General features: G+C 59.7%; 13 protein-coding genes. 1 reads left to right on the top strand and 12 read right to left on the bottom strand.

The genetic code is table 11. The features are described from left to right. Positions 1 to 40 precede the first annotated feature (40 nt). Genes ACPYOI_RS06450 through ACPYOI_RS06440 form a run of 3 tightly spaced genes read right to left on the bottom strand, consistent with a single transcriptional unit; the run spans position 41 to position 3,919 of the window. A complete protein-coding gene (locus ACPYOI_RS06450; RefSeq protein ID WP_481414451.1) occupies positions 41 to 1,009 on the bottom strand; it encodes a substrate-binding domain-containing protein in 969 nt (322 codons plus the stop codon). Beyond that, positions 996 to 2,321: an ABC transporter permease gene (locus ACPYOI_RS06445; RefSeq protein WP_481414450.1), complete on the bottom strand. Its 1,326-nt coding sequence runs from the start codon at positions 2,319 to 2,321 to the stop codon at positions 996 to 998. Before ACPYOI_RS06445 ends, ACPYOI_RS06450 begins: the two co-directional genes overlap by 14 nt. After that, positions 2,318 to 3,919 carry a sugar ABC transporter ATP-binding protein gene (locus tag ACPYOI_RS06440; protein ID WP_481414449.1) on the bottom strand — a complete coding sequence of 534 codons (1,602 nt, stop codon included), beginning with the start codon at positions 3,917 to 3,919 and terminating at the stop codon, positions 2,318 to 2,320. The genes ACPYOI_RS06445 and ACPYOI_RS06440 overlap by 4 nt, the downstream gene beginning before the upstream one ends. Positions 3,920 to 4,136: 217 nt before the next feature. Between ACPYOI_RS06440 and ACPYOI_RS06435 the strand changes: the two genes are divergently transcribed. After that, complete coding sequence (locus ACPYOI_RS06435) at positions 4,137 to 5,129, top strand: LacI family DNA-binding transcriptional regulator (protein WP_481414448.1); 993 nt, start codon at positions 4,137 to 4,139, stop codon at positions 5,127 to 5,129. 78 nt (positions 5,130 to 5,207) lie between these two features. On the opposite strand, the gene ACPYOI_RS06430 is transcribed toward ACPYOI_RS06435, so the two are convergent. The 9 genes from ACPYOI_RS06430 to ACPYOI_RS06390 form a co-directional block, all read right to left on the bottom strand. Further along, complete coding sequence (locus ACPYOI_RS06430; protein ID WP_481414447.1) at positions 5,208 to 5,675, bottom strand: Crp/Fnr family transcriptional regulator; 468 nt, start codon at positions 5,673 to 5,675, stop codon at positions 5,208 to 5,210. Positions 5,676 to 5,782: 107 nt separating this feature from the next. Beyond that, a complete protein-coding gene (locus tag ACPYOI_RS06425) occupies positions 5,783 to 8,497 on the bottom strand; it encodes an ABC transporter transmembrane domain-containing protein (RefSeq protein WP_481414446.1) in 2,715 nt (904 codons plus the stop codon). A gap of 191 nt (positions 8,498 to 8,688) precedes the next feature. Then, on the bottom strand, positions 8,689 to 9,822 hold the full coding sequence (locus tag ACPYOI_RS06420) for a glycosyltransferase family protein (protein ID WP_481414445.1): 1,134 nt from the start codon (positions 9,820 to 9,822) through the stop codon (positions 8,689 to 8,691). Then, positions 9,822 to 11,066: a glycosyltransferase gene (locus ACPYOI_RS06415; RefSeq protein WP_481414444.1), complete on the bottom strand. Its 1,245-nt coding sequence runs from the start codon at positions 11,064 to 11,066 to the stop codon at positions 9,822 to 9,824. Before ACPYOI_RS06415 ends, ACPYOI_RS06420 begins: the two co-directional genes overlap by 1 nt. 11 nt (positions 11,067 to 11,077) lie before the next feature. Next, complete coding sequence (locus ACPYOI_RS06410) at positions 11,078 to 12,286, bottom strand: glycosyltransferase family protein (protein ID WP_168829976.1); 1,209 nt, start codon at positions 12,284 to 12,286, stop codon at positions 11,078 to 11,080. 92 nt (positions 12,287 to 12,378) lie between these two features. Beyond that, on the bottom strand, positions 12,379 to 13,551 hold the full coding sequence (locus ACPYOI_RS06405; protein ID WP_481414443.1) for an ABC transporter permease: 1,173 nt from the start codon (positions 13,549 to 13,551) through the stop codon (positions 12,379 to 12,381). Next, entirely contained in the window at positions 13,551 to 14,549 is a 999-nt protein-coding gene (locus tag ACPYOI_RS06400; RefSeq protein ID WP_168829978.1) for an ABC transporter permease, read from the bottom strand. The genes ACPYOI_RS06405 and ACPYOI_RS06400 overlap by 1 nt, the downstream gene beginning before the upstream one ends. 1 nt (position 14,550) lies before the next feature. Continuing rightward, positions 14,551 to 16,461 (bottom strand): ABC transporter substrate-binding protein, encoded by a 1,911-nt coding sequence (locus ACPYOI_RS06395; RefSeq protein ID WP_481414442.1) that lies wholly within the window; start codon positions 16,459 to 16,461, stop codon positions 14,551 to 14,553. Then, positions 16,455 to 18,350, bottom strand: a complete 1,896-nt coding sequence (locus ACPYOI_RS06390; protein WP_481422677.1) for an ABC transporter ATP-binding protein — start codon at positions 18,348 to 18,350, stop codon at positions 16,455 to 16,457. The genes ACPYOI_RS06395 and ACPYOI_RS06390 overlap by 7 nt, the downstream gene beginning before the upstream one ends. Positions 18,351 to 18,456: the final 106 nt, after the last annotated feature.

Genomic DNA, 18,456 nt, shown 5'->3' with positions numbered 1-18,456 from the left:
CCGGCGCTGCACGCCGGTCCGTTTTGGTCCAGCACCGGACTTACATGCCCTTTTCCTTGAGCACCTGTTCGGCATTCTCCTTGGTTACCTTCATCGTATCGAGGACGACGGTCTTTTCTACCTTTTCGCCGTTAAGATGCTTGATCGCCTGACGCAGGCCTTCCGCACCAGGAGTAGCGTAGAGGAAGGTGGCGGTCAGTTCGCCGTTCTTCACCCAGGTCACGCCTTCGCCCGGCAGCGCATCAATGCCGATGAACTTGATTTCCTTCTCCCTGCCAGCATCCTTGGCGGCGAGATAGGCGCCATAGGCCATTGGATCGTTATGCCCATAAACGAGATCGATCTTCTCGTTGTTGCGCAACGCGGTCGCCATGATGTTATAGGCCTGATCCTGCTTCCAGTCGCCCGACTGCTGGTCAAGCAGGTTCTTGATGCCCGGCTCCTTGTCGGTGAACTCATGGAAACCGTCGTGCCGGTCATGCGCCGGCTGCGTGCCCATACCGCCCCAGATCTCCACGACGTTGCCAGTCGCCTTTCCCTTGCCGCCGAGCAGTTCCACCGCATATTCGCCCGCCGCGCGGCCGATCAGCTTGTTGTCGCCGCCGACGAACTGGATGTATTTGTCGGTGTCGACGTTGCGGTCGAGCACGAAGACGGGGATCTTGGCGTCGATCGCCTGCAACACGACGCCGGTCAGTCCGGCGGATTCCTTCGGCGAGATCAGAATGGCATCGACTTCCTGGCGGATCAGGTTCTCGACATCGGCCACCTGCTTTTCCGTCTTGTCCTCGCCATCGGTGATGATCAGCTCGACCTCGGGATGGTTGGCGGCCTCAGCGATGATGTCCTTGTTGAACTGGGCGCGCCAAGGCTCGATCGTGGTCGCCTGCGAGAACCCGATGCGCAACTTCTTGTCCTGCGCCATCGCGTCATGCGAGGCGACAAGCGATGTGGTGGCGAAAAGCGCGGCTGTAACGACCGCCATCTTCAACATGTCACGACGTTTCATTTCCGTTTCCTCCAGTGTTGAGAGACATTGTCTCCTTAGGCGGACGCTCCTCCCCGGACGCCTCCGATCTCGCGTGCCGCGGCATGGTGAGCCGGAAGCGCGCAAGAATATCGCGTGCATTGCGCTCCTGAACGAGCACTGTGCCGATGATGATGAGACCCTTCAGCACAAGCTGAAGGTTCGAGTTGATGTTGTGGAGTTGCAGGATGTTGGATAGCAGGCCAAAGATCAGCACGCCGCAGAAGGTGCCGGCGAGGCTGCCGCGGCCACCCATGAGGCTTGTGCCGCCGATGACCACTGCGGCGATGGCATCGAGTTCCAGTCCCGCGCCGGCATCGGGTTTTCCCTGCCGATATTGCGCGACGTAGAGGATTGCCGCGATGCCCGCGAGCAGACCGGACATGGCATAGGTGACGATCTTGACCCTGCCGCTGTCGATGCCCGATAGCCGCGCCGCCTCTTCGTTGCCGCCGATCGCATAGACAAAGCGGCCGAAGGGCGTGAACTTCAGCACCACGCCGTAGAGCACGATTGCGGTTATGAAGAAGATGCCGGGCATCGGGATGATGCCGAAGACAAGCGAGCGCAGGATATCGAAATCAGCCGTCGCGTTGGAGCCGGTATAGACGGGTAGTACCGCATTGTTTTGTCCCGCCGTCAGGCGTGCGATGCCGAGCGCCGTTACCATCATCGCCAGTGTCACGATGAAGGGCTGCAGCCGACCCACCACGATGATCACGCCGTTGATAGCGCCGAAGAGCAGCCCGACCGCCGGCACGACCAAGAGTACGCCGAGCACGCCGAACTTGCTCTCGCTCTGCGGCAGCAGGAAGAAAAGCAGAAGTGCTGCGATGCCGAGACCAACGAAAGCCGGAACATAGATGCCGCGTGTCGCATCGAGCGTGAGGTCGCGGCCATGGGCGACGCCGGTGCGGCTCTTCTCGATGTTCAGGAAGACGAAGCGCGTCACCGCCGCACCGATCACGAGGGCTGCGAGCAGCGTGGCAGGAACGCCGACGAAGAAGGCGGGCGTATCGCCCGGCACGGTAAGCAGCATGGCGCAGATGACGCTGCAGATTGCCATCAGCGAACCGACCGAGAGATCGATACCGCCGGTGATGATGACGGCCGTCATGCCGGTGGCGATCAGCCCGGTCGTGGAAACCTGCCGAAGCACATCGAGCAGGTTGCCGCTCGAAAGGAAGATGTTCCTTCCTGACGAGGTCACGGGCGACAAGGTCACGCCGATCAGGAAGATGGCGATCAGCCCCCAGTAAAGCTTCGTGCGTGAAACGAGTTTCATGACCGTCATGCAGTCACCTTTCCCTGCCTTCTCAGCGCACGCGGCGCTGCGAGCTGCATGATGCGCTCCTCACTCGCCATGCCCCGGTCGAGGATGCCGGTCTGCCGGCCCTCCGACATAACGAGGATGCGGTCCGCCAGATGCAGCAGCTCCGGCATTTCCGAACTTACCACGACGATTGCCATGCCTTCGCCTGCGAGCCGGAAGATCAGCTCGTAGATCTCACTCTTGGCGCCAACATCGATGCCGCGGGTCGGCTCGTCGAGAAGCAGGATCCGAGGATTGGCGGCAAGGCATTTGCCGATCACCACTTTCTGCTGATTGCCGCCCGACAGCGTACCGGTCACCTGATCCGTGCCGGACGCCCGGATGCCGAGGGTGCGGACGGCGTTCGCCGCCAGCGCTTCCTCGCCCGAAAGGTCGCGGATGCCGAAGCGCGCCAGCCGGCCGACGCGCGGAAGGGCGACATTATCGGTGATCGTGTCATGAAGATGCAGTCCCTGCACCTTACGATCCTCGGTGACATAGGCAATGCCGAGGCGACGCGCATCGACCGGCGAGGTCACGGCAACCGGCCTATCTTCGATGAGAATCTGCCCGCCGACCTGACCCTCCGTCGCGCCCGTAATCGCCTGCAGGATTTCCGTCCGGCCTGCGCCGAGCAAGCCGCCGATCCCGAGAATTTCACCGGCTGCAACATCGAAGGTGACGCCCCGCAGCACCTGCTTCCAGCCGCGGCGATCCGAAATCGCGAGCGTGAGGTCGCGGACCGAAAGCACGGCCGCACGACCCACATCGGCGCCGTCCCGGGCGTGTTCGGACCGGTGGAGATTGCGACCCACCATGGCGGAGATGATCTGATCCTCGTCAATGTCAGCCATCGCCCTGGTCCAAACGTGACGGCCGTCGCGGAACACCGTCACGCGATCGCTCAACTGCATCACTTCGTCGATGCGGTGGGATATATAAATGATGCCGACCCCTGAGGCGGCGAGCTGCCGCATGATCGCGAACAATCGCTCGCATTCCCCCGGCGACAGAGCAGACGTCGGCTCGTCCATGATCAGAACGCGAGCATCGAGCGAGAGCGCTTTCGCGATCTCGACGAGTTGCTGCTCGCCAACCCTCAGCGTGCTGATCCTCGCCTCCGGGTCGAGTTGGATTCCGAGGCGGGCAAGCAGCGTCTGCGCTTCACGAAGGCAGGTCTTGCGGTCAACGAAAAGGCCGCCGATCAGCGGCTCGCGCCCGAGGAACATGTTCTCTGCGATCGTCAGTTCGGGGACGAGATTGAGCTCCTGGTGGATGATTGCCACACCGGCCGCCTCGGCATCTCGCACGCTGGCAAAGCGGATCCTTCTGCCGTCGATCTCGATCGTTCCGTCATAGTCGGAATAAACGCCGGACAGGATCTTCATCAGTGTCGACTTGCCGGCGCCGTTCTCCCCCATCAGCGAGTGTATCTCGCCGGACACAAGGTCGAAGCTCACGCCGCCAAGCGCCGTGATGCCGCCAAATGTCTTGAAAATCTCCCTAGCAGCCAGCAATGGCGCGCCAGGGAGATGAGGCGCAACGACGCCCCCGGGAAAAGCATTCGCGTCGTCCTGCATGACAATGACGGCCTCCCCCCATCTCTGTCTCGCGGCGGCTACAAGCGAAGAAAGAAAGCTAATCTAAACGTTTAGATTCTGTCAAGCGATTCCGAGGATGGCGATTTTGCGATATTGCCCAAAAGATGCCAATATCGTAAGTATTAGCGAAATTGGCATTCTAAACGTTTCGAAAATGGACCCGGTTTCGTCAAAGCGAAGAAAATCGGCACCGACGATGCTCGACGTCGCGGCGACAGCGCGAGTCTCGGTTGCGACCGTCTCCGCCTTCGTCAACGGCACGGCACCGGTCAGCACTGAGCTGCGCGGCAGGATTGAGCACGCAATCCAGTCGATCGGCTACAAGCGCAATGCCATCGCCCGCAGCCTGAAGATAGGCACGACCAAGACGGTTGGCCTCGTCATCGCCGACATCACCAACCCCTTCTTCACCGATGTGACTTCGGTGATCCAGGATGTCCTTCACCGGTCGGGCTATGCGGTCATGCTCTGCTGCACCGACGAGGATCCCGTTTTGCAGGACGAACAGATTTCACTCCTGCTCGACCGCATGGTGGATGGCCTCATAATCGCGCCGGCCGGCGACGACCATGCCCTCGAACGTTCGCTCGCAAAAACCGACATCCCGACCGTGCTCATCGACCGGATTTGCAACGGCATCGATGCCGATGCCGTCGTGCTCGACAATCAGCGTGCGGTGCATGACGCCATCAACTATCTCATAGGCCTCGGTCACCGCCGGATCGGATATATTTCCGGCTCGCCCGACACCTGGACCGGTCGGAGCCGTCTTGCCGGCTACAAAGCAGCTCTCGAAGCCGCGGGCATCCCGTTGAGTGATGAACTGATCCGGTTCGGCAACTTCCGGGAACGCGACGCTTATAATGCCGCCATGCAGCTCCTGGTACAGCCCGAGCGGCCAAGCGCGCTCTTCTCCGCCAACAACCTCATGGTGATCGGCGTTATGAGGGCGATCCGCGACATGGGCCTGCGCTGCCCCGACGACATTTCGGTCTCGAGCTTCGACGACTTCCCCTGGGCAGATGTTTTCCAACCAAACCTGACGGTGATTGCCCAGCCGGTCCATGCCATCGGGGAGCAGGCGGCACAGTTGATCCTTGAAAGAATTGCCGGGCGCAATGAGCCGCCGAGCCGGAAGATCGTGCTGGCAGGACGCCTGATGATCCGCGATTCATGCCGGCCTTGCTGATCGCGCGCAGAAGCTGGGCGCTGGCACCCGCTTGCCGGCGAAAGCCGTGTGGGTTTTTGGGCTGGAATCTATCGAAATTTACTGGAAGGCCGCTTGCGGCTGTTTGGCACGGGCTGCCGTCAACTCTGCGGTCGTATGGTTCAGCCGATCGGCAAGGACGCGCATGATCTCGACTGCGATCTCGGGAAAATCGCTGAGCAGCTTCAGGAAATGTTCCTTGCTGATACGCAGCACTTCGAGCGGCGAGGTCGCACGCACGGTTGCGGTGCGCGATACGTCGCAGAGAATAGCGATTTCGCCGACGATGGAATTAACCTCTACATCGGCGACCTTTATGTCGCCCGCCGGCGAGTGCACCAGAATGTCGGCCGTGCCGGAAAGCACGACATAGGCGGCGTCGCCGGGATCGCCTTGCTGGAAAAGATCTTGGCCGGACTTGTAGGTCATCCGGTCCGAGGTGAAAGCCAAAAGCTTGAGTTTGGCCGGGGCAATCCTTGAAAAGATCGGCACCCGACGCAGCATTTCGACTTCATCTCTCAACAGCATGAGTGTTTTACCCCTTACCGCTTCTCCTGCCGTAGGAGAATGCGCTTTCAAAAACTCTACGGACATTCCCTCGCAAGAATGCCGTTCTATGCCGCCCCATTAGAATATTACGATAACAGTTCCTTGAACATACCGTTTTTCTCGGAAAGTTCCGGATAGATTCCGGCCTCCACCAGGTCACCACGATCGAATAGAAAAATCCGGTCGAAGATTTCCGCAAGTCTTGCATTCGAAAGCACCCAGACGATCGCTGGGCGCTTGCCCTCCTCGTGCAAGTCCTGGATGACATTGCGAATGATCTGGTCCTGCAAACGCTGATCGAGCGCTGGAAGCGGCCGGTTGAAGATGAAGTAGTCCGAACGTTTCAGGAGAGCACGGGCAAGGTTGAGCTTCTGGCGCTGGACCATCGTCAATCGCTTACCGCCGGAGCCGACGTCGAATTCAAGGCCGATCGAAAGCACGTCGTCAAAAAGATCGAGCGCATCGAAGAGATCAGCCATGATGGTGCGGATGCGGTCGGAGGCGTCTGCCTGCTGATAGGCAATGCGGCCGAACAGCACATTGTCCATCAGCGACGCTGACGACGTGAAGCGTTCGGGATCATAGCGCTCGATGAGTGCAGCGAGATCGGCCGGAATATGCTCGTGAAACTGTTTGCGGGCGCCCACGATCTTTGCCATCAGCTCATCGGTCAGCAAGCCGAAGCGGTGGCGCGGCTCGATATAGGCAAAGCTCAGCCGGATAATCATCGAGCGCTCGTCCGCGGTCGCATCCTCGAACCTGCGGCTCTGCAATTTTTGCAGCAATGCCTGATAGGTCGGAATATCATCCGCCGTCATGAAGGTCAGCTGCTGGAAGAAGGGGTGATCCGGCGGCAGATCGTGGAAGAGTTCGACGGCGTTCTCGGCGATCTCCAGACCCATCGCATAGAGGTCGTTGCTGAGCCCGGTTTCGCGGAAAAGCTGCTGGAAATAGGGGTGTGCTGCAAGTCTGCGATTCGTCATCATCGGCCGCTTCATCGTGCCGAAAAGCAGGTTCTCGCCGACTGTCGCCTGGGAATTATAGCTGTCGAAGTCAAAGGGCACGACGATGTTGTCGAGGCTCTCCTCTTTCATGCGTTCTCGCAACGACCGACGCAGATCGACGATGCGGTCGGCCAGCGCCACATGGGCGGCGGTGTTGACCGTCGAGCGGAGTGCAAGGTCCAGGATGTCCTGCGAGATCAGGACGGCATCGAGCACCGGACGGATCGCCTTGAGCAGGTCTTCCGGCCCGGTTGCCCCGGCCGCGCTATAGTCCACCCAGTCGCTATTGAGATCGAGCACCGGGTTGCCTGCCTTGAGCGCCTCGGCCGCATGCCATTTGAATTCCTGCGCGGCCTGGTCCTCGTATCCGGGGTCGGTCAGCGGCGCATGCTTTAGACCGTAGACAAGATTGTCGCGCAGCGTGCCGTGGAAGAAATACGTATCGGCAGAGGCATAGGAAATCCGTCGGCCCGTAATCGACTCCGGAAGCTCCAGCAGGTCGCGACCGTCGATGGTGATCCGGCCGGCGTCCGGCCAGACGATGCGGCCAAGCGCGTCTGCAAAGGCTTCCGCGCCGCTGCCATTCGGGCCGACGACCGCTACCGTCTCGTTCGGCTTGATCTCGGCCGAGACGTGATCGACCAGGCGCGCGCCGCTATCGTCGCTGATGGCAAGATTGCTGACGATGAGCGCCGCCGTCAGCGGAACGATCGTGTCCGTCGGGATTTCCTGGATACGGCTCTCGATAAGCGGTTCGACATTGAACTGCTCATAAACCTGCTGGTATTTCACCTGAACGTCCTGGCGCATCTGGTCCCAGTCGATCAGTTCCTTCAGTGGTCCCGGAAGATCCTTATAGGCGCTGATGACGGCGACGAGCTGGCCGATATCGAGGCGTCCCTGCAGCGCCAGATAGCCGCCGATCGCGTAAAAGAGGAAGGGCGTCACCTGAGCGAGGAAGTTGTTCAGGAACTTCACCAGGAACTTCCACTGATAAAGATCGTAGCGGATCGAGAAGATCAGGCCGAGGCGGGAGGCGATGTCCGCTCGTTCAAGGTTCGAGGTATCGTTGGAGTGAATCGTACCTATGCCATCGACAATTTCGCCGACGCGGCCGGAAAGCTCTCGGGCGGTGAGCTGGCGCTGGCGGCCGAGCTCGAGCAGGCGCTTCCTCATCCGGGGAATGATGACCGCCTGAACGCCAACGATCCCTGCCGCGATCATGCCCAGCCAGAAATTCTGGACAATGATGAACGCGAGTGCCGTCAGCGCCTGGCCGCCGAGAAGGGCAGGCGCGACGAAAGCATCGCCCGTGAAGCCGCCCATCGGCTCCACCTCATCCTTGATCATCGTGGCAACTTCAGCGGATTTCACGCGCTTGAAATGAGCGGGCGGAAATCTAAGAACCCTGTCGATCAACTCGAATCGGATACGCCGCAGCATCCGTTCGCCCAGCCGGCCCTTGTAAGTGTTGATATAGAATTTGAAGAGACCGTTCAGAACCACGAGCGCCAGGAAGACCAGGCTGAGCGCCATCAACATCTGCAGCCGGTTGAGCTGGATACCCTCGAAGAATTCGACATGCCCGATCAGCGGGATGTCATAGGCAATATGCATGAAGGTCTGCGTCGCGTTTGCGTTGTCGAAGCCATCACCTTGAATCGGTCCGTTGACGATCTGTTTCGGCAGATCGAAGGACAAGAAGTAGGGGATCATCGAAACGGCAACGACAGCCAGGATCCAAAGTTGTTGCAGCCGCGTGTTCGACCAGATGTAGCGGGCGAGGCTTTTTTCCATTGCTAACCGTCAGCCAGTTGGGAAGGAGTGAGGCCGAGAGTAGGGCCGTTCGGAAGAGGAGATGCAGAAAACAGATTCATGCAACCGGCCCCCGATGTCGAAATGAAATCAAGGCGAAGCGGATTACTGTTGAATGCCGATTCTCCCCAGAGCTCACTTATATCATAGGACTTTCGTAATAGGCGAGCAATTCAACCGAGCATCGAGCGAATGATCGAAGCGGTTGTCTCGGCGCCGGTCAGATCGAGTTCCGCTTCCTTTCTCGCTGGCGCCGAAAGCGCCTCCGTGACCGCCGCAGCCACCCGCTCGGCGGTCAATCCCTGTTCCGGGAGGATGGCAGCAAGGCCCATCGCCAGCAGGCGCTCGGCCCGCACGGTCTGTTCCGTCTCGCCGCCGGCAACAAAGGGGATGAGGATCGCGCGGCAATCCGTTCGCAGGAGATCGCCGACCGTATTGTAGCCCGCCTGTGAAATCGAGACTTTCGCGCCACGCAAGAGCGAGGGGAAATCCTTTCGGAAGCGCGCAAGCGTTACGTTGGCAGGGGCTTCCCGGCCCAATGAAACGAAGTCGGATTCCGGCAGATTGGGCCCGGTGACGAGCAGCCAGCGGTGGCCTCCGGGAAGCATTGCGGCCGCATCGCGCGCTGCGCGGATCAGCTCGAGGCCAACGGCTCCGCCGCCGGCAGAGGCAATAATATCAAAGGTCTCGCTCGGCTCGGCGGCCGGCGGCGGCGTAACCAGGCCGGTGTAGCGTACCTTGTCGGCGATCTCGGCCGCCAGCGGAAAGGTGTCTTCAAGCCGCACGAAATCGGGATCACCATGAACGAGCACGGCATCGAAGTGCCGCTTCACAAGCCCGGCGGTTTCTGCGTCGCGCCCTGGCTTGCGGTTTTCCTGCAGGATGTCGCGTACGGAACTGAAGAGCTTCGGCCGTGGATTGCTCCTTTCGATTAAATCGAGCAAAGGCAGCAGTTCGAAGCGCATCTGGCGCCTGCCGAATGGGAAGGCCTCAACGATGACAGCATCCGGCCTTGCCTTTTCAAAAGCAGCAAGCAGCAGATCGCGACGCGCTGAAAGAAACTCTTCGCCGGCTACATTGCCCTCGGCGTCCGCCAGGCCTGAGAAGCCGGCATTGCTTGCGACGACAGGCGGCAGCGCCAGGGTTTTCACCCCTTCGCCCGGAAAACCCGGAACAGGCAAGCCCCCGGTGACGACGGTCACGTCGAAGCCGTCCCTTGCCAGAGCGCTGGCGATGCGGCTTGCACGGGCGATATGGCCGATGCCGAGCAGGTGTTGAACATAAAAGAAAATGTTCTTTGCCGTCATCAGGACTTCTGCCATTCGTCTTCAAAGAGGTAGGCCAGCTGCTTTATGCTCGACTGATAGTCGAAACGCTCGCGCACGCGTTTTTCAGCTGCGTCGCCGAGGCGGCTTCGGAGCGCAGGATCACAGATCGCTGTTTCAAGCGCGTCGGCCAGTGCCCGGGGGTCCTCCGGTGGAACGGTAAAACCGTCCTCGCCATTCGTCAGAAGTTCCGGAACGCCTGACACCTCGGTGGAAATACACACCAGACGCTGGCTCGATGCCTCGACGAGGACGTTCGGCAGGCCGTCGCGATCACCGTTGGCCGCAATGCGGCAGGCAAGTGCGAAGACATCGGCGCGGCGGTAGTGGTCGAGCACATCCTCCTGGGCCAGCGCGCCTTTCCAGGTGATCTTGCCAGCGAGGCCAAGTTCCGAAGCGAGCGCCTTGAGTTTCGCAAGCTCCTCGCCGCCGCCGATGTGCTCGAGGCGCCATTGCAGGGATTTAGGAAGCAAGGCGAGGGCGCGCAGCAGGACGTCGTAGCCCTTCTTTTCGACCGCACGGCCGACACTCAAGAGAAAAACGGGGTCGGCAGGGTCGGTGCCATCCCGCTTTGAGCGCAGCCCTTCGAAAGGGGCGAACCGGGCAAGATCGAGTCCGTGATAGCTAAGATGCACTGTATCCGGGCGGCTGCTCAGCTCGCGCATATGCTCGTAACCGGTCCTGGTGCATGTGACGGCCCAGCGCGCGCTGTCGAGCTTCACGCTCAGATCCCAGTCGGGCGAAGTCCAAATGTCCTTGGCATGTGCCGAGACGGTCCAGGGCACGCCGGTCAGAATGCTTGCATATTCAGTGACAGATGCGGGCGTGTGGATGAAATGTGCGTGCAGCCACTGCCCGTTGTCCGGCCATTCACGCGCCAGGACGAGCGCCTGACCAAGGCGGCGGAAGCGGTTGCGCGACATGTCACGCGGCAGATCCATCAGGAAGCGTTTCAACAGCGCTATAAAACCCGGCCTTCCGAAGCCGGAAAAAAGCCCTTTCAGCACGCGGAGCGGCTCCTCGTGCAAGTATTCCGGCAGGTAGACGATACGTGCCTTGATTTCGTCATGCACCGGATGGCGCTTCTTGTCGGTCGGACGCCTCATTGAAATCAGCGTCAGATCGAAGCCTGCTTTCTCGAGCCCAAGCAGCTCCTGTGCAATGAAGGTCTCCGAAAGGCGTGGATAGCCTTTCAGCACGACAAGGATCTTCCGGCGTTCTGGCAAGGGTTTGTTCTTTATTCTGCGCCGACAAGGGCGAGACGATTGCGTCGATTGTCGAGCCAGTGCCCGACAGTTTGCGAAATATGGTTCAGCCCCTCGAGTTGCATATCGCATCCACCCTTCGATGGTGGTTGTCGTTCCCGCAGACGCTTCAGCGCCTCCGCCATGACGGCAGGATCAGCCGATTGGTCAGGAAGTAGCATGTCGACAAGACCGAGTTCGCTGGCACGCTGGGCACGCAGCAACTGCTCCTCGCGAGGCTTGACCCGCGGCACGATGAGGGCAGGTTTGTCGAAGGAGAGGATTTCGCAATAGGTATTGTAGCCGCCCATGGCGACGACGCCCGTGGCACCCGCGATGAGCTCTTCCATGTGGTTGTCGAACTCGATCACCTCGATATAGGGAATCTTCTCGCCCTTCTCGACAAGTTTCGCCCGTTCGGCTGACGGCATGTAAGGTCCGAGGACGACCAGCGCTTTTTGCTCCAACGTCGCATCATGCTCGTAGGCGTTCATCACGTCGTGAACGAGATCGGAACCATCTCCGCCGCCGCCTGTGGTGATGAGGATATAATCATCCTTACGGGCGTTGATCGACTTCTTGTCCTTCGAGACGCTCCGCTGGAGAAAGCCGACGAAATCCATCTTCCGGCGCAGACTTTGCGGGACGTCGAGACCGATCAAGGGATCGTAAAAATCCGGCGGCCCGTAAACCCAGACGCTGTCATAGTATTGTTCGATCTTTTTCATGATGCCGTTTCTCTTCCACTCGGCATCGAGCAGGTGCGGCGCGTCCATGATTTCGCGGAGGCCGAGGACCAGCGTGGTACCCTGGGCCTTGAGATAGGCAAGCGTATCCTCGACTTCGCCCTTGAGGCCCATCGGCTCCTTGTCGACGATGAAGATGTCCGGCTGAAAGGTCTCGGCCGTATGGCGGATGCTCGATTCCCGCATCTTCAGCGTTTCGTGCAGGTCTATATGGCTCGCCATCGATGTGTATTCACCGTTGTGCAGCTTGATCACGCTCGGGATCTTCACGAAATCGACGCGAGCCCGGTAATCGAAGGCGCCGGCGATGGTCGCGCCGGAGATGATCAGCACGTTTAGCCCGCGATAATCCTCGACCAGCGCATGGGCGATTGTTCGGCAGCGGCGCAGGTGGCCGAGCCCAAACGTGTCGTGGCTGTACATCAGGATCCGAGCATCTTCCACGCGTCTGGCCATGGATATTTCCTTTGGAGTGAACGACATCTTAGCCCCTCCGTTTACCGGAGGTTGAAAAGCAACGGAGCGCGATGTCTCCGCCGGGCGTTCTACTATTTGTAGGGATCAGCCGCATCGCGCAATCCGTCTCCCAGAAAGTTGAAGGCTAAAATCACGAGGACGACCGGTATGATCGGAAAAAGCAGCCATGGATAAAAAGCGATGACGCTGACGCTCTTGGCCTCGGTAAGCAGGACGCCCCAGCTCGTGATCGGAGGACGAAGACCGAGACCGAGGAATGACAGCGCGGTTTCACCAAGGATCATGCCCGGGATCGAGATTGTCGCAGAGGCAATCAGATGCGACATGAAGCCGGGAACCAGGTGCCGCCCGATAATGCGGGGGGTGCTCGCGCCCATCAACTGGGCGGCCTGCACGTAGTCTTCTTCACGCAATGCCAGGAGCTTCGAGCGCACCGCACGCGCAAGTCCGGTCCAGTCGATGATACCGAGAATGACGGTGATGCCGAAATAGATGACGATCGGGCTCCACGTCACCGGCATGATGGCCGCAAGCGCCATCCAGAGTGGCAGGCTCGGCAGCGACTGTAGAACTTCGATCAGGCGCTGGACGACAAGGTCGAAAATGCCGCCCCAATAACCCGCAAGACCGCCGATGACGATGCCGAGTACGAAGCTGATCGTGATGCCGATCAGGCCGATCGTCAGCGAAATCCGCGCGCCGTAAAGAATGCGGGAAAGCACGTCGCGTCCAAGCCGATCGGTACCGAGCAGGAACATCTGGCCGCCTTCTGCCGGGCAGACGAGGTGGAGATTGGACGGGATGATGCCCCAGAACTTGTATGGGTCACCGCGGCAGAAAAAGCGGATCGGTTGAACATCGTTCGGGTTGTCGGTATAGATTCGCCGCAGCGTGTCGAGATCGAGCTGCATCGTGCGGCCATAGACGAACGGACCGACGAACTGGCCCTTGTCGAAGAAGTGCACCCGCTGGGGCGGGGAGTGGATGTAGTCCACATTGCGCGTGTGCAGACCGTAGGGCGCAAGGAATTCCACGACCAGGATCATCAGATAGACGGCCACCAGGAAGATGCCGGACGCCAGCGCCAATCGGTGCTGCTTGAACTTCCACCACATCAGCTGCTTCTGGGAAGCAAGGTGAATACGCGAATTTGCTGCCGTCATGGTCTCCGTAGCGATCGGGTCGAAAGGCGCGGTCGAAACGTAGTGCGGCAATGGAGCGCCAGGCGGCGGCAAAGAGGACATTATTTGGTGCTCCTGCCCTGCAGACGGATGCGCGGATCAAGGAAGCCCAGTGCGATATCCGATATAAGCACACCGATGACGTTGAGAAAGGCAAGGAACATCAGGAAGGAACCGGCAAGATACATGTCCTGGCTCTGGAGCGCTTTGATGAGCATCGGGCCGGTCGTTTCGAGCGACAGCACGATGGCGACGATCTCGGCGCCGGAGATGATCGACGGCAGGATCGAACCGATGTCGGCGACGAAGAAGTTGAGTGCCATGCGCAGCGGATATTTGATGAGGGCGCGGGTAGGATGAAGACCTTTGGCGCGCGCCGTCGTCACATATTGCTTCTGCATCTCGTCCAGCAGATTGGCGCGCAGGCGGCGGATCATGCCTGCCGTTCCCGCCGTGCCGACAATGATGACGGGAATCCAGAGATGCGAGAGGATAGATCGCGCCTTTTCCCAACTCATGGGCTCATTGAGATATCTCTGATCCATCAGATGGCCGATCGAGACCCCGAACCAGACGTTGGCGAAATACATCAGGATCAATGCCAGCATGAAGTTCGGAATGGCAATTCCAAGCAGGCCGAGGAAAGTGAGCCCGTAGTCGCCCCAGCTATATTGATGTGTAGCGGAATAGATCCCGATCGGGAAGGCGATCAGCCAGGTGACCAGGATCGTCGAGAAGGAAACGAGGATCGTCAGCCACAGGCGCTCGCCGACGACTTCGGAAACAGGCAGCTGGTATTCGAACGAATAGCCAAAATCCCCCTGTAGCATGCCGCCGACCCAATAAAGGTAACGAACGATCTCGGGCTTGTCGAAACCGTATTGCTTTCGGAGCTCTTCGATTTCCTGCAGGTTCGCAGTCTCGCCCTGCGCCCTCAGTTCGGCGATCTGGCTCTCGAAGAAATCGCCAGGCGGAAGTTCGATAATCGTGAAAACGAGCGCTGAAATCACGATCAGCGTCGGCACCATGGCGGCAATCCGCCAGAGGATATATCTCAGCACCTCACGCCTCCTTCAGCCAGAACGTATCCGGCATGTAGATTCCGAGATAGGAGGTCGGATCGAAGCCGTAGAGCGCGCTCTCCGGCACGTTCTGCATCTTCGCCGAACGCAGGATGGGCTGCAGTGCGCCGTTGATAAGACCGATCGAGAACACCTGCTGAGTGTAGATCGACAGCATCTTGTGCCAGATCTCTTCGCGCTCGTGGAAGTTGGACGTGGAGCCCCACTGGTTGAGGAGGTCGACCAGCTCAGCGGCCTCGGGTAGGTCGGGCGGACTGCCTTCCTGGCCGGCGGAAAGAAAGTGCATGCCCCAGATCGGCCATTGTAGTTGGTCGTCCATAGTCGGGGCCAGCTGGCTTGGCGCCATGTCGGCCGTGGGTACGCCATTTTCGATTCCGAACCATATCGACATCGTGGTCGTGCCACTCATGGCGCGGCTCTGGAAAACTTCGCGTTGGGAGGTTCGCGTGAAAAGCGCCAGCCCGATATTCTTCCAGTGATCGCGCACGAGCTCGAGCACATCGGTATCGAGCGTGCTTTCGCCTGCGGTCTCGACAGTGATTTCCGCCCGCCGCCCGTCCGGCAGCAGGCGTATGTCGTCGCTGTCGCGGTTTGCGAGACCGAGTTCGTCGAGCAGCTTGTTCGCCTGATCGGGATCGAACTGCACAAAGGCATCGGCATATTCCTGCTTGAATAGCGGGCTATCCGGCAGAACGGTATCGGCGCTAGGCCTCCCGAGGCCATAAAAGGCGACCATGTTGATCTCGTGCCGGTCGACGCCAAGCGAGAGTGCCCGGCGGAAACGTACGTCGCGGAAGAGGTTGCGCCAGGTCTCATCTGCGCAATTGAGGTTCGGGTAGAGCGCCAGACGCGAACCGCGCGCCTGCTTCCAGAGGTTGACCTTTACCGGAAAACGCTTCTCGGCTTCCTTCAGGAAGGTGTAGTCGTTGAAATCGATGCCGGTCGCCTGCAGGTCGGACTCGCCAGCGCCGGCCTTCGCCGCGATGATCGAGGACGAACTGACATTCAGGATGAAGCGATCGATATAAGGCAATTGCATGCCGTTCTCATCGACGCGATGGAAGAACGGGTTGCGCACGAAGACAAACTGATCGGCCGGCGGGGCCGTCGTGTTGCGCCAGGGATCAAGCGTCGGCAGTTCAGGGTTTTCCGGGCGCGAGGCTCGCGACATCTTGATGTGCAGGTCGGCCCACTTCTTCACCCGGTTTTCCCGCATCAAGGCTGAAAGCCGGAAGTCATCCTGATATTTCTGATGGAACTGCTTGAGGTAATGCGCCGGGCCGAAGATCACGAGCGGCAGCGGCCCGGCGAGCGACGGCAGGAAATTCGGATTGGGTATATCCCAGCTGTAGCGGACAACGAGTTCGTCCAGCACCTCGAAACGGGGCAGCTCGCCGTGAGGTCGTAGCTCCAGTGCGCCGCCGCCAGGCGTCAGAAACTTGTTCAGGATGACGTCTTCCCACCAGTAGCGGAAATCATCGGCTGTAAACGGATGACCGTCGGACCACTTGTGGCCTTTGCGAAGGTGAAAGGTGAAGACGCTGTCGTTTTCCGAGGTGTAGCCGCCCAGGATATCCGGCTGGAAACGCAGGTGCTTGTCGTAGCCGACAAGGCGCGAGTAGCCATAGACCGTCATGTAGCGGATGTCGCGGGCGCTGCCGATGATCGTGCGCACGGATCCGCCATAGACGCCTGGCGTCAGCCCGGCCTCCTTCATGTTGACGATGCGGGGGTGTTTCGGCAGCCGATCGGCCATCAGCGGAATACGATCTGCTCTCAGCAGGTCGCTCAGGAATTCTGGTTCGATATCGCGTTCGCCGACAGCGTTTGCGAGAGAGGGTCCGATGGCCGAGCCGATGAGGCCGCCCAGAAATGTTCGGCGGGTTACCATGCGCGCAGTTCCTTCGCGTCGGCACCCTTTCGCGCCCGCACGAGATGGCCGTTGCCGAGATCGGCGTAGTCGAGCTCGGATGCGTCGTCATGTTCGGCGGTGAAGGTCACGCCCCAATTCTGCTTGTCGGCCGCACCACTCTTGCGCAGCTCTTCGAAATCGAGCGGACGATCCAGATCGGGGAAGGGGACCGCGGCAAGCAGAGACTTCGTATAGGGATGCACCGGATCACGCAAAATGACCTCACGCGGCGCGATCTCGACAATGCGCCCTTTGCACATCACGGCGATACGATCAGCCATGTAATCGACGACCGCAAGGTTGTGCGAGATAAACAGGTAGGTAAGGCCGAGCTCCTTCTGCAAGTCCTTCAGCAGATTGAGAATCTGCGCCTGCACGGAAACATCGAGCGCCGAAACCGGCTCATCGAGAATGATGAGTTTGGGATTGAGCGCAAGGGCGCGCGCGATACCGATGCGCTGGCGCTGCCCGCCCGAGAAACTGTGGGGGTAGCGGTTCAGGTATCGCCGGTCGAGGCCGATCGCGCCCATCAGCGCCTCGACCTTGTGCTTGCGCTCGGAACTGTCGCCGCGGTCGTGGATTTCCAGTGGCTCACTCAGGATATTGCGCACCGTCATGCGCGGCGACAGCGATGAGACCGGATCCTGGAACACCATCTGGATCTTGGTGCGCAATTCCTGCAGGTCATCGCCCTTGACGGAAAGCACGTCGATCACTTCGTTTCCGTCATTGAAGACCACCGAGCCGGTGTCGGGCGTAATGGCGCGCATCAGGATCTTGCTGACGGTGGTCTTGCCGCAGCCGGATTCGCCAACCAGCCCGAGACATTCGCCGCGCCGGATATCGAAGGTGACATCGTCCACGGCGCGCACGACTGCGGCTTCCCCCCTGCCGAAAAGGCCGCGGTTGCGCGTCTTGTAGGTCTTGGACAGATTATTGACCGAAAGCAGCACCTTCGGCGCGTTCGTATCGACCGTTTGCTTTTTGCCGATGAGCGATTCCAGATTGACCGGTACGTCGCGCACGGCCTTCAACCGTTCGCCCGGCTTCATGTCGAAATGCGGCACGGCGGCCATCAAGCCCTTGAGGTAGGGGTGCTGCGAGTTGCGGAAAATCGCATTCACCGGGCCAGCTTCCATGATTTCACCGTGATAGATCACGACCACCTCATCCGCCATATTGGCAACCACGCCGAGGTCGTGGGTAATGAGCAGCATTGCCATGCCGAGCTTGTGCTGAAGGTCGCGCAGCAGCTCGAGAATTTGCGCCTGGATTGTCACGTCGAGCGCAGTTGTCGGCTCGTCGGCGATCAGGAGTGCCGGCTTGCAAATCAGCGCCATGGCGATCATCGCGCGCTGGCGCATGCCACCTGAAAGCTCGAACGGATACATGTCATAGGTGCGCTTCGGATTGGCAAATCCGACGAGGCCGAGCATCTCTTCGGTTCTAGCGCGCGCCTCCTTCTTGTCGATATCCGTATGGATCAGCAGCACCTCGCTGATCTGGTTGCCGACCGTGTGGAGCGGCGAGAGCGACGTCATCGGCTCCTGGAAGATGGTCGCCATGCGCTTGCCGCGCAAATCGCGCATTTCCTCGCTGTCGCGGCCGAACTGAAGAATGTCGGTGGTCTCGCCGTTCAGCGGATCGTTAAAAAGGATGCTGCCTGTCGCCTGCGCTGCGTTCGGCAGGATACCCATGATCGACTGGCTGATCACCGATTTGCCGGAGCCGGACTCTCCAACAAGGGCGGTTACTTTTCCTGGGAGAATGCGTAGTTCGGCATTTCTTACAACGCGTAGCTTGTCCCCGAACACCGAGAACGAGACGTCTAGATTCTCGATACGCAACAGGTCGGAAGTAGACGCCATACCAATGATATACCCCAGTCTCTTTTGTGTTCCCGTTAAGGCACACTATCGTACCGCAAACGGGGTGTCCAGTTGATGACACAGATCAGAGACTGGGCTTGGTTAC

It is taken from the genome of Rhizobium sp. SVR5-2C, from assembly GCF_056755115.1.
The sequence above is the reverse complement of the archived record's forward strand: the minus strand, read 5'-3'. Positions and strand labels throughout refer to the sequence as shown.